The organism is Streptococcus azizii, from assembly GCF_001984715.1.
Taxonomy (GTDB): Bacteria; Bacillota; Bacilli; order Lactobacillales; family Streptococcaceae; genus Streptococcus; species Streptococcus azizii.
The window spans coordinates 24,701-37,493 of the sequence record NZ_MSPR01000020.1; the positions used below are offsets into that span (position 1 = coordinate 24,701).

General features: G+C 42.3%; 13 protein-coding genes. 11 read left to right on the forward strand and 2 right to left on the reverse strand.

Annotated features, from left to right (window positions below; all coding sequences use genetic code 11):
- The first annotated feature begins 41 nt into the window (after positions 1–41).
- From BVE84_RS08935 to BVE84_RS08975, 9 genes are all read left to right on the forward strand, one after another.
- Positions 42–611: a thymidine kinase gene (locus BVE84_RS08935; RefSeq protein WP_076996676.1), complete on the forward strand. Its 570-nt coding sequence runs from the start codon at positions 42–44 to the stop codon at positions 609–611.
- Positions 612–619: 8 nt separating this feature from the next.
- Positions 620–1,699: a peptide chain release factor 1 gene (gene prfA, locus BVE84_RS08940; protein ID WP_076996677.1), complete on the forward strand. Its 1,080-nt coding sequence runs from the start codon at positions 620–622 to the stop codon at positions 1,697–1,699.
- On the forward strand, positions 1,699–2,529 hold the full coding sequence (gene prmC / locus BVE84_RS08945) for a peptide chain release factor N(5)-glutamine methyltransferase (protein WP_076996678.1): 831 nt from the start codon (positions 1,699–1,701) through the stop codon (positions 2,527–2,529). The genes prfA and prmC overlap by 1 nt, the downstream gene beginning before the upstream one ends.
- A complete protein-coding gene (locus tag BVE84_RS08950) occupies positions 2,519–3,127 on the forward strand; it encodes an L-threonylcarbamoyladenylate synthase (protein WP_076996679.1) in 609 nt (202 codons plus the stop codon). The genes prmC and BVE84_RS08950 overlap by 11 nt, the downstream gene beginning before the upstream one ends.
- The gene (gene glyA, locus BVE84_RS08955; RefSeq protein ID WP_076996680.1) at positions 3,124–4,380 is read left to right on the forward strand and encodes a serine hydroxymethyltransferase; all 1,257 of its coding nucleotides are present in this window, start codon (positions 3,124–3,126) and stop codon (positions 4,378–4,380) included. Before BVE84_RS08950 ends, glyA begins: the two co-directional genes overlap by 4 nt.
- Positions 4,381–4,385: 5 nt before the next feature.
- Positions 4,386–5,360, forward strand: a complete 975-nt coding sequence (locus tag BVE84_RS08960) for a nucleoid-associated protein (RefSeq protein ID WP_076996681.1) — start codon at positions 4,386–4,388, stop codon at positions 5,358–5,360.
- A 3-nt stretch (positions 5,361–5,363) separates the two neighbouring features.
- A complete protein-coding gene (locus BVE84_RS08965) occupies positions 5,364–5,966 on the forward strand; it encodes a lysozyme family protein (RefSeq protein ID WP_076996682.1) in 603 nt (200 codons plus the stop codon).
- Positions 5,967–6,103: 137 nt separating this feature from the next.
- Positions 6,104–6,874: an SDR family NAD(P)-dependent oxidoreductase gene (locus BVE84_RS08970; protein WP_076996690.1), complete on the forward strand. Its 771-nt coding sequence runs from the start codon at positions 6,104–6,106 to the stop codon at positions 6,872–6,874.
- Entirely contained in the window at positions 6,871–7,308 is a 438-nt protein-coding gene (locus BVE84_RS08975; RefSeq protein WP_076996683.1) for a hypothetical protein, read from the forward strand. The genes BVE84_RS08970 and BVE84_RS08975 overlap by 4 nt, the downstream gene beginning before the upstream one ends.
- Positions 7,309–8,381: 1,073 nt before the next feature.
- Here BVE84_RS08975 and BVE84_RS08980 read toward each other — a convergent pair.
- Positions 8,382–8,834 (reverse strand): helix-turn-helix domain-containing protein, encoded by a 453-nt coding sequence (locus tag BVE84_RS08980; RefSeq protein ID WP_076996684.1) that lies wholly within the window; start codon positions 8,832–8,834, stop codon positions 8,382–8,384.
- A gap of 198 nt (positions 8,835–9,032) precedes the next feature.
- Here BVE84_RS08980 and BVE84_RS08985 point away from each other — a divergent pair, with 198 nt between their 5' ends.
- Entirely contained in the window at positions 9,033–9,353 is a 321-nt protein-coding gene (locus tag BVE84_RS08985; protein WP_076996685.1) for a hypothetical protein, read from the forward strand.
- An 836-nt stretch (positions 9,354–10,189) separates the two neighbouring features.
- On the opposite strand, the gene guaA is transcribed toward BVE84_RS08985, so the two are convergent.
- Positions 10,190–11,737, reverse strand: coding sequence for a glutamine-hydrolyzing GMP synthase (gene guaA, locus BVE84_RS08990; RefSeq protein ID WP_076996686.1), 1,548 nt, complete (start codon positions 11,735–11,737; stop codon positions 10,190–10,192).
- Between the two features lie 127 nt (positions 11,738–11,864).
- On the opposite strand from guaA, the gene BVE84_RS08995 reads away from it, so the two are divergent.
- Entirely contained in the window at positions 11,865–12,563 is a 699-nt protein-coding gene (locus BVE84_RS08995; RefSeq protein WP_076996687.1) for a GntR family transcriptional regulator, read from the forward strand.
- The last annotated feature ends 230 nt before the right edge of the window (positions 12,564–12,793 follow it).

Below are 12,793 nucleotides of genomic sequence, written 5' to 3' on the forward strand. Positions count from 1 at the left end.
TAGAATGGAATGAATGAATGTGATAGATTGGAAAGAGAAAAGTGGCTCAATTTTATTTTAAATATGGTTCTATGAATTCAGGAAAGACCATTGAAATTTTAAAGGTAGCGCATAATTATGAGGAGCAGGGAAAGAATGTGGTCATTATGACATCAGCCCTTGACACACGGGTAGGCGTGGGGATGGTAGCCAGTCGTATCGGGATGCAACGAGAAGCAGTCGCCATCACTGAGGAGATGAATGTCTATGATTACATTGCTAATCTATCCTTAAAACCCTACTGTGTCTTGATTGATGAGGCCCAGTTTCTAACCAGACAGCATGTGTATGATTTTGCCCGCGTGGTAGATGATTTAGGAGTGCCAGTCATGGCCTTTGGGTTAAAAAATGATTTCCGCAACGACCTATTTGAAGGCTCCAAGCATTTACTACTGTTAGCAGATAAGTTGGATGAAATCAAGACGATCTGTCAGTATTGCTCTAAAAAAGCCACTATGGTGTTACGGACAGTAAATGGTGAGCCTGTGTATGAGGGAGAACAGATCCAAATCGGAGGCAATGAGACCTATATCCCTGTGTGCCGTAGGCATTATTTTAAACCAGAAAGATAGGAGACAAGATGAATATTTATGATCAACTACAGGCGGTGGAGGACCGCTATGAGGAGCTGGGAGAATTGCTGAGTGACCCGGATGTCGTCAGTGATACCAAGCGTTTTATGGCGTTATCAAAGGAAGAAGCAGCCATTCGTGATACAGTAACTGCCTACCGTGAGTACAAAATAGTCCTTCAAAGCATCGTGGACGCAGAAGAAATGATTAAGGACGCGGCTGGTGATGCGGAATTAGAAGAATTGGCTAAGGACGAGCTTAAGACAGCTAAGGCTGACAAGGAAAGTTACGAAGAAAAACTAAAGATTTTACTGCTGCCAAAAGATCCCAACGACGACAAGAATATCATCTTAGAAATCCGCGGTGCAGCTGGTGGAGATGAGGCGGCCCTCTTTGCAGGGGATTTACTGACCATGTATCAGAAATTTGCAGAAAGCCAAGGTTGGCGCTTTGAAGTCATGGAAGCGTCCTACAATGGTGTCGGTGGTATCAAAGAGGTTGTCGCCATGGTATCGGGACAGTCGGTCTATTCTAAGTTGAAATATGAATCAGGTGCCCACCGGGTACAGCGTGTGCCTGTGACTGAGAGCCAAGGACGTGTGCATACTTCAACGGCTACTGTCTTGATTATGCCTGAAATTGAAGAAGTGGAGTATGATATTGATCCCAAGGACTTGCGCATTGATATTTACCACGCGTCAGGTGCAGGGGGGCAGAATGTCAATAAGGTTGCGACAGCTGTGCGGATTGTCCATTTGCCGACGAATATCAAGGTAGAGATGCAAGAAGAACGGGCTCAGCAAAAGAACCGTGACAAGGCGATGAAGGTGATTCGGGCGCGAGTGGCAGACCACTTTGCACAAATTGCTCAAGATGAACAGGATGCCGAGCGGAAATCAACCATTGGTACTGGGGATCGTTCAGAGCGGATTCGCACCTATAATTTTCCGCAAAACCGCGTGACTGACCACCGAATAGGCTTAACTCTGCAAAAACTAGATACCATTTTATCTGGAAAGATGGATGAAGTTATCGATGCCCTGGTACTCTATGATCAGACACAAAAGTTAGAAGAGTTAAGTAACTAATGAACTACGCGCAACTATTTTCATACTATGAAAGCAGGTTGGACGAGGTTGGAGAAGAGCCTGAAAGTCTAGCCTATACCTTTCGTAGTGTCAAGCAACTTAGTTTGACAGACTTCGTTTTACTGTTGCCCAAAGAAGTGGCGGCTGAGGATGAAAGGTTATTAGAAGAAATCTTTTGCCAGTTGGCTCGCCACTACCCAGCCCAATACATTGTGGGTAGGGTGACGTTTCAGGGATTGGATTTGACTGTTGATCCACGAGTCTTGATTCCTCGTCCTGAGACAGAGGAGTTGGTCGACTTGATAAAAAACGAAAATCAAAGAGAGGATCTGGCTGTCTTAGACATTGGTACAGGAAGTGGTGCCATTGCGCTTAGCCTTGCTCACAGTAGGCCAAGTTGGCGCGTGTCAGCTACGGATATTTCACCAGAGGCTCTTGCTGTCGCAAAGAAAAATGCAGAGCAGCACCAGCTCCCTATTACCTTTATCCAGTCGGATGTCTGGCAGAAGGTCACAGGAAAGTATGACATCATCGTTTCCAATCCTCCTTATATTGCACGAGAAGATGAAGCAGAGGTCGGTTTAAATGTACTGCACTCAGAGCCTCATTTAGCTCTATTTGCAGCTGAACACGGCCTTGCCATTTATCGAGAACTGGCAGCGGGAGTGGCAACGTTTCTAGCGGAAGGAGGAAAAATCTACCTTGAAATCGGCTATCAGCAAGGGCAACAAGTAAGAGAACTCTTTCAGAAAGCCTTTCCGGATAAACGTATTCGGGTGTTAACAGATCAATTTGGCCAAGATAGGATGGTGGTGATTGATGATCGATAAGGTTGCAAGGCAGTTAGAGGCTGGCGGGGCAGTAGTGCTTCCGACAGAAACAGTCTATGGTTTGTTTGGGCAGGCACTCAATGAAAAAGCCGTCCAGCTCGTCTATCAACTCAAGCACCGTCCACTGGATAAGGCTATGAACTTAAATGTGGCTACTTTAGAAGATATTATTGCTTTTTCTAAGCAGCAGCCAACCTGTCTAGCAAAACTCTTTCAGCTTTTTTTACCAGGTCCTTTGACGATTATTTTACAAGCAAATGAACAAGTGCCACACTGGGTCAATTCTGGCAAGGACACCGTTGGTTTTCGGGTGCCTAGTCACCCTATTACGCTTGACTTGATTAAAAGGTTTGGTCCTCTGATTGGTCCGTCTGCTAATCTATCTGGTCAAATGAGCGGCGTCTTGTTTGACCAGATTATGCAGGACTTTCACGGTAAGGTCCTAGGGATAAAAGATGATGCTTTTCTAACGGGGCAAGACTCGACGATTTTGGACCTATCTGGGGAGGAATTTCAGATTTTACGACAAGGTGCCATCACTCGCGATGATTTGCTCGCGCAGCTACCAGAACTCAAATTTAAAGGAGAAAATACATGATTTTTGACAAAGAAGATTACAAAGCCTATGATAAAGAACTATGGGATGCTATTGCAGCAGAAGAAAGACGACAACAGCACAATATTGAGTTGATTGCCTCAGAAAATGTTGTTTCAAAAGCCGTAATGGCTGCTCAAGGTTCCATTTTGACCAATAAATATGCAGAAGGCTACCCAGCACGTCGTTACTACGGAGGAACCGAGTGTGTGGACATCGTAGAAAGTCTTGCGATTGAACGTGCTAAGGAGATCTTTGGAGCTAAATTTGCCAACGTACAGCCACATTCTGGTAGTCAAGCGAATTGTGCAGCCTACATGGCCTTGATTGAGCCTGGAGATACTGTCATGGGCATGGATTTAGCAGCAGGTGGTCACTTAACCCATGGATCAGCTGTCAGTTTTTCTGGGCAGACCTATCACTTTGTTGCCTACAACGTTGATAAAGAGACAGGCTTATTAGACTATGATGCGATTTTGGCACAAGCAAAAGAGGTCCAACCAAAACTGATTGTAGCAGGAGCCTCTGCCTATTCTCGGGTCATTGATTTTGTCAAATTCCGTGAAATCGCAGATAGCGTGGGAGCAAAGCTCATGGTAGATATGGCCCATATCGCTGGACTTGTTGCAGCTGGGCTACATCCCAACCCAGTACCTTATGCCCACATCACTACAACAACGACCCATAAAACCCTTCGAGGTCCTCGGGGTGGTCTCATTTTGACAAATGATGAGGACTTGGCAAAGAAAGTCAATTCCGCTATCTTCCCTGGTATCCAAGGTGGACCACTTGAACATGTTATTGCTGCAAAGGCGGTCGCTTTTAAAGAGGTCTTGGATCCTGCTTTTAAGGAATATGCCCAAAAAGTGATTGATAACAGCAAAGCTATGGCAGAGGTTTTCCTAGCTCATGACAAATTCCGTGTCATCGCTGGGGGTACAGATAATCATCTCTTCCTTGTAGATGTCACTCAGGTGGTTGAAAACGGCAAGGTTGCTCAAAATCTCTTAGATGAAGTCCACATTACCCTAAATAAAAATTCTATTCCTTATGAAACACTCTCTCCTTTCAAAACCAGCGGTATCCGTATCGGTTCTGCAGCGATTACAGCTAGAGGATTTGGTGTTGCACAAGCGCGTAAGGTCGCTGAACTGACCGTGAAGGCCCTAGAAAATGCGGATAATGATGCTGTTCTTGATGAAGTGCGTCAGGAGGTCCGTGCTTTGACAGATGCTTTCCCGCTCTATGAGGCTTAGTAGTCATGGATATTTATATTAAAGAGGCCGTCATTCACCAGTTTAGTCCAGACGATACGCAGCTACTTTTAGCAGATAAGCTATTGATGATGACACCGAAGATTGAAGAATATCTCCGCAAAAAGATTGAACGTTCTTATTCAGACGAAGCAAAGACAGGGCAATTAGGAGCAGAGAGTCCCTTTCTTGATTACTTGACAGATGATTTGTTGTCCACGTCAATCGCTATTGCCAATCTTTGGAAAGAAGAGTTTTCTGTTTCTGAAAATCTCAAAACGAATGATTTGGTATTTGTTCGTTTTGAGAAACATGGAGTGGAACAATTTGCCTTTCTGCGGATTTCACTTCGAGAAAATCTAGTCCATGTTGGATTAGAAAGTGAAAGTCCCCTGAAGCTCACACAGAACAATTTACCAAGTGCAGGGGCGGCACCGGATGAGGCCTTGATTCTCAATCTGCAAACCTATAAATATCACTTGATTGAAAAACGAATTAAGTATAATGGAACTTTTTTAAATTATTTTTCAGACAATCTCTTGCAAGACAGTCCGACTCTTTCTGTTAAGAAATCCATTAAGGCAGTGGAGCAAACTGCCCAGAAAATTGCTGAAAAATTCAATCAGGCAGATTTTCAGTTCCCCTCCAAAGTCAAATCTGCTATTTTGAATCACCTGGAAGAAGATGATGGCTTATCACCTGAAAAATTGGCCAATCAACTATTTGACAACAATCTAACAGCTCGCTTGAGTTTTGTTGATGAGTTAAAAGAAGTGGTTCCAGATACGGTCAGTTTTGAGGAAATTGACCATAGTCGCCAGCTAAAAAAATTAGAAAATCAGAAACTATCCCTGTCAAATGGAATTGAGTTGATTGTACCGACTACCATTTATGAGGATGCAGAATCTGTCGAATTTATCCAGAATGAGAATGGGACTTATTCCATTCTCATCAAGAACATAGAAGATATTAAGAGTAAGTAGTATATGAAAAAACTAACAAGAACGATGGTCCTTGTCGTCCTTGTTTTTCTAGCTTATCAGTTCTACAAGATTCACCAAGATGTTCAGCAAGTGATGAATTATCAAGCCATGGTGCAAGAAATCTTGGACGAAAATGATACGAAGGCCAATGAAGAATTGGTGCTAGCGATGATTTACACGGAAACGAAAGGGAAACAGGCTGATGTCATGCAGTCGAGCGAGTCTGTTTCAGGATACGCTGACACCATTACAGATAGCAAAGAAAGTATTCGCAAAGGAGTCGAATATCTCAGTCAAAATATTTCTCTGGCAGAAAAAGCTGGAGTGGATGTCTGGACGGCTGTTCAGGCCTATAATTACGGTCCATCCTACATTGAGTATGTTGCCCAAAATGGTGGAAAAAATACCATTGAGTTAGCAACTAATTATTCAAAAGAGGTTGTGGCCCCTAGTCTTGGGAATACAACAGCTCAAACCTACACTTATTACCATCCCATTGCACTTTTAAATGGCGGGAAACTCTACGTAAATGGAGGAAACATCTATTATTCGCGACAGGTACGTTTTAATGTTTATTTGATCCGCCTAATGGAACTATTTGGCTAGCAAGAAAAGAGTAAGGAATGACAGATATTTTTCCTACTCTTTTTTCATTTTCCTTTCTCAAAAAAAGTGGTATAATGAAACCAAGGCTCAATAAAAATCAACTTGATTTTATTGAATATAAGGAAGAAGGGTTGCATATGGCACGATACGTATTGATTACAGGGGCGACAAGTGGTATTGGAAGAGCAATTGCCTATGCATTTGCAAAAAATCATGATACAGTGATTATTACAGGCCGAAGGGTGGAAAAACTCCGAGAAATTCAACGTGATTTAGCAGAAATATATGGCGTTGAAGTTTTCTATTATCAAATGGATGTCACGCAGGGAGCAGAAGTAAGAGCTGTTTGCCAACAGATTCTAGCGGATCTACCTAAGATTGATATTTTGATCAACAATGCTGGCCTGGCTTTGGGACTTGAAAAATTTCATCACTATGATGTAGATGATATGCTGACGATGCTTGATACGAATGTCAAGGGCTTACTCTATGTGACCCGTCACATTTTGCCTACTATGGTAGCAAACAACCACGGTCATCTCATCACTATCGGATCGACAGCAGGGATCTATGCCTATGCGGGAGCAGCCGTTTATGCAGCGACAAAGTCAGCTGTCAAGGTGTTGAGTGATGGCATCCGTATTGATACCATTGATAAGAATATCAAGGTGACGACTATTCAACCGGGTCTTGTCGAAACAGATTTTAGTCAGGTACGTTTCCACGGGGATAAGGAGCGGGCAGCAAAGGTATATCAAGGGATAGAAGCCTTGCAGGCAGAAGATATTGCCCAAAGTGTCCTATTTGTTGCCAATCAACCTCCACATGTACAAATTTCAGATATGACTATTATGGCGACCCAACAAGCGACAGGCTTCACAATTCATAGAGAAGGAGAGAAAAAATGATGAAAAAACACCTACTTTTTACCACGTCTTTACTAGCTGTCTTGGCCTTGGCTACAGCTTGCTCTAAACAGTCGAGCGAAAGTAGCCCAAGTAGTAGTACAAGTAGTCAAGTATCAACAACCTCATCATCTATTCAACAACAGGCAAGCTCCAGCACTGTTGAAACTAGTTCAAGTGAGACATCGGCTGATTCAGCCACTACCAACGTATTGCAAAATGAAAATACTGGTGTGACCTTGGAGAGTGGTCAAGCTACTATTAACTATGCCAATACAATCCTTGGTGATAAGGGCTGGACAGTCTTAGAAGATAATTATAATCGCACTGATGGGATTCCTTATAATCTCTTACAAGGGACAGATGGCTCGCTCTACCGTGTCTACCAGAATGGTGTGATTGTTGATATGGACGATATCATTGTCCATCAGCCTTGATCATCAAGGAAAATCACAAGCTAAACACACAAAGCCACCCTGGTACTCTTATGTGAGTGTCAGGGTGGCTTCACTTTTTATCGAAAAAATCTTTTTGTTTTAGACTCTGTAATTTGAATTGCGAGTTATACTTAATAAACATCAACGGTAAACTAGGAAACGAAGATAGTTGAAATAAGAAAAGATACAAAGGGCGTGTAAAAAGCGACTGAAAAATAGGAGATTGACGATGTGTTCAATTAAGATGTGAGGACGTTAAGAAAATGTAAAGAAAAATAGGGAATTGGGGCAGATGACTCAGGTCATCAAGCCGATTCATCTTTTTTCTCACATTTTTAGTCCGAACTCAATTACACAAGATGTGAGGACGTTAAAAAACCGAATGAAAAATAGGAAATCGAAGTAGGTTGCTTTGCAACCAATGAGTTAATCTAGCCTCGCTTTCCTGTTTCTTAGCTCGGGCTTCTGTGGTCACTTTCGCATTTCTCGGTGACCGTTGAAACAGTTCCCCGTTCTGCTGTGGTCACTTTCTGATTTCTAGGTGACCAGTTGAAACAGTTCACTGAACTGTTTCAATCTCATCTGTAATCAGCTAAAGCTGAAACAGCTGCCTACCCCCTAAAGGGATTCTCATCTGTAATCGGCTAAAGCCGAAACAGCTGCCTACCCCCTAAAGGGATTCTCATCTGTAATCGGCTAAAGCCGAAACAGCTGCCTACCCCCTAAAGGGATTCTCATCTGTAATCGGCTAAAGCCGAAACAGCTGCCTACCCCCTAAAGGGATTCTCATCTGTAATCGGCTAAAGCCGAAACAGCTGCCTACCCCCTAAAGGGATTCTCATCTGTAATCGGCTAAAGCCGAAACAGCTGCCTACCCCCTAAAGGGATTCTCATCTGTAATCGGCTAAAGCCGAAACAGCTGCCTACCCCCTAAAGGGATTCTCATCTGTAATCGGCTAAAGCCGAAACAGCTGCCTATCTTTTTAAAGTCAAAACTCTTGACCAAGTATTTAAAGAGTATTAGCCGTTTTTCATGCCTCATATCTTAATTTGAAGATATTTCTCACAGCCTATTATTCTTCTGTTTGCTGTATGGCACCAGTTTCATAGAGTTGTGCGATGAGACTGGTCTGAGCCTCTTGGGAAAAACCGAGTTCAGAAAGTAGGGCGACCATTGTTGTTTCTGAAATTCCTTTTTCTTTAGCTGAAGAAAGAGCGGTAAAGATACTTGAGATGACGTAATCAACAATTTTACTGCTTTCTTCAATAGACATAGATTGGTTGTGAAAGGTTGAAGTCGCACGATATTCCTTGTCACGTTTTCCTGTTAGGTAGTCGACACTTACATGAAAGAAGATAGCTAGATCTGTAATTTGCGCTAGGCTTGGTTCTAATAGACCGCGTTCCCAACGCGAATACGTTCCTTGTTTAATATTGAGCGCATTTGATAATTCCTGTTGTGTTAGCTTGGCATTTTTTCGTAACTCTTTTAAGCGTTGGGGAAAGAGATTTTTACTCGTATCCATGATTGACTCCATTTTTATTCATAATCGTATATTTTTATTGACAAATCAAATACCAATTAGTATAATATAAATATACAGTTTGGTATGCATTATAGCTAGGCCTTGTACGTTTATTTTACCATAAATCAGACTAATTGCCTATGGTCAGATGAAGAGTTTGCACAAAATAGCACTCGGAGGCAGAAAAGGAGAGAGAAGATGGAACATTGTAGTACAGAACCTCAAACATTGACAGATATTATTGGAAAATTGACAGAATTGGAAATGGTTGGCTACATTATGTATTCGCCAAAATTGAAAAAAAGAATCCTCTTGACCAACGAAATGTATAATGAACTGGATAAAGAAGAGCTAGAGTTACACCAATCTCGCTATCAACTTGTGATGCAGGCAATGGATGTGGTAAAAGACTTTCTCTCAGAAGAGGGAAACCTAAATTTATCCGATGTTATAGAGACACTCCATCTAGGAGAAGATGCGGGCAATCTTGAACCCTTTAATCATCATGTTTCTGATTGATCTGCCTGTTTCATTTTAATCTTGCCTGAAACTCTTCCGCTGGAATGGTTGAGAATGTGGATTTGTTTTTCTTTAGCAAGTCCCCGCTTGTAACATCGACCATGTTACCGCTTAGTCTGAATGATGTATACTCTTTAAAAATCAAAAGGATACCTCGTCAAGAGTCTCGGGGAATGAATACCATGACTGGAGTTTTTACTTGTCAAAACCCCTGTTTTTGCTTTGAGTTTTTCCAAAGCTCCCAACTAATGCCAATAGTTGAGGGCTTTTTTTACGTTCACGTAGTTGCTAAAAAATAATCTATTTTTGGTTAAATGATTACCAGGTTGTGGTAAGTATTGTAATCTGGCTTAGCATTTACTATGGAATGAAAAAAGATTGAAGAATTGTCCTAAAAAGACATGTTCTCCAATCTGACTAATCTATTGGCTAGACTAATGTTTAGTTCAAGGCTCTGGACTTCTGTGGTCACTTTCTTGTTTCAACTGGTTAATCCTCGCTTTCCGATTTCTTGGCTCGGGCTAACCTAATCCACTGGATTAGGTTACTCCCCGAACTGAGGTGGTCACTTTTTGATTTTTGGGTGACCAGTTGAAACAGTTTCCTGAACTGAGGTGGTCACTTTCTGATTTTCGGGTGACCAGTTGAAACAGTTCCCCGAACTGTTTCAATCCACTGGACTTACGACACTTTTTTATTTTCAGGTGTCGGATAAATTGGTCCACTGGAGTATCTATCCTCGCTTCCTAGTTTTAAGGCTCGGGCTAAAATAGTCCGCTGGACTGACCTCACTCTTCTGTTTCCAGGCTCGGGCTAAAATAGTCCGCTGGACTATTTTACTCCCACTCAACGGTTGCGGGTGGTTTGCTGGTGATGTCATAGACGATACGGTTGACATGATCCACTTCGTTAACGATGCGAACAGAGATTTTTTGGAGGACTTCCCATGGAATTTTTGCAAAATCTGCCGTCATCCCATCAATAGAAGTAATGGCTCGAATAGCAATGGTGTAGTCATATGTTCGTCCGTCTCCCATAACACCGACAGAACGCACACCAGTATTGACAGTGAAGTATTGCCAGATATCGCGCTCAAGACCTGCTTTGGCGATTTCTTCACGAAGGATAGCATCAGATTCACGGACGGTTTCCAATTTTTCCTCAGTGATTTCCCCCATGACACGGATGGCTAGACCTGGACCTGGGAATGGTTGGCGCCATACGATTTCATCAGGCATGCCAAGTTCTGTCCCCAAGGCGCGAACCTCATCTTTATAAAGGGTATTGAGGGGTTCGATTAACTGGAATTGCATATCTTCTGGTAATCCGCCTACATTGTGATGGGATTTTATCGTTTGAGCGGTTTCTGTTCCAGATTCGATAACATCTGTATACAGTGTTCCTTGGGCAAGAAATGCGACATCAGAGAGTTTACTTGCTTCATCATCAAAGACATAGACAAATTCATTTCCGATGATTTTACGTTTTTGCTCAGGGTCAGCGATACCTGCTAGCTTGTCGAGGAAGCGTTTGGCTGCATCTGCCTTGACAATATTCAAGCCAAATTTTCCACCCAGCATTTCCATTACTTGATCAGCTTCCCCTTTGCGAAGTAGCCCGTGATCTACAAAGATACAGATGAGTTGGTCTCCGATTGCTTTTTGAAGAAGGACACCGACAACAGATGAATCTACTCCGCCAGAAAGGCCGAGGAGAACCTTCTTATCACCAACAGTTTTACGGATTCTTGCAATCTGCATATCAATGAAGTTGTCCATTGACCAGTCGCCCTTGGCACCGCAGATATGGAGAGCAAAATTCCGGAGAATATCATTTCCATAAACGGAGTGGCGTACTTCTGGATGGAATTGAATACCGTAAATTTTCTTGTCAGGATTTTCAATAGCTGCATAGGGGCAATCTGCTGAGGTTCCTGTACGGATAAAGTTATCAGGAATTTCTGTGACCGCATCTCCATGGCTCATCAATACAAGCTGTTCATCGGGAGTGCCTTCAAAGAGCGCTGAAGGGGTGTGAGTTAGGGTAGATTGACCGTACTCACGATTTCCAGTCTTACCAGCAGGCAGCACCTTTCCTCCTAGTTTGTGGGTGATCAGTTGCATACCGTAGCAAATTCCGAGAATTGGAATCCCAAGTTCAAATATTTCAGGGTCAATATCAAAGGAACCTTCTTCATAGACCGAATTTGGACCACCTGAGAGAACGATTCCGATAGGATTGATGGCACGCACTTCAGCTGCTGAAATCTTGTGGCTCTTGAGTTCAGAAAAGACACCAATCTCACGAATGCGGCGTGAAATCAGCTGATTGTACTGGCTACCATAGTCCAGAACGATGATTTTTTCGACGTCTTGGAGTGTCATAGTATTTCCTTTCAATTCAAAATATCAAATGATGTTTCTTATTCTATCATAAAAACGAACAATTTGCAGTAGAGATGGTTAAAAAGATAGAAATTTGGTACAATAGAAAGAAGAAAGAGGAGTAATGATGAAAGCAGCTTATATTGCCATTCATGATAAGTTAAAAGAAGAAATTGATCGTGGAATATGGAAAATTGGAGAGCGCTTACCTAGCGAGAGGGATTTGGCAGAAGAGTTTGGAGTATCGAGAATGACCCTGCGCCAAGGGATTACGCTATTGGTAGAAGAAGGAGTCTTACAGCGAAAGGTAGGTTCAGGAACCTATGTGGCTAGCACCCGTGTTCAAGAAAAAATGCGGGGAACCATGTCTTTTACTGATATTATTCAGCTGCAAGGGAAGGTTCCCTCCAGTCAACTCTTATCCTATATCCGAACAAAACCCAACGATAAAGAAGTTAGTCAGCTGAATTTACAGCCAGGAGACTATGTGGTGCGGATGGAACGTGTCCGTTTTGCGGATAACATTCCGGTTGTCTATGAAGTAGCCAGTATTCCTGAACGTCTGATACACAATGTTAAAAAAAGTGATGTGACCAATCATTTCTTTAAAGCCCTGACGGAAAACGGCTATCGCATCGGAAAAAGTAACCAGACTATCTACGCTCGTTTGGCCAATGAACAGGTAGCAAAGCATTTACAAATTGCTAAAAATCAGGCCATTTTAGCCCTACGTCAGGTATCCTACCTCGAAGATGGTCAACCTTTTGAATATGTGAATAGCCAGTATGTCGGGGAGCGGTTTGAATTCTATTTAGAAAATAATTGATTTACATAACTTTTATTATGTAAACATTAACTGCGCTAATTCATTTTAGGGAGTTATTTCTTGAGGCAATTACTATCGAAGAAAAATCCTCTCCTAGTCATCTTGATATACTCCCCTTATAGTGGACAGTGAAAAAACAAAAATTCACTAGAAACTATAAGGGGAGTTTTCGTATGTCAAAAAGAAGTCCAAAGTCGGTAGAAGAAAAACTTGACGTTGTGATGCTTTAT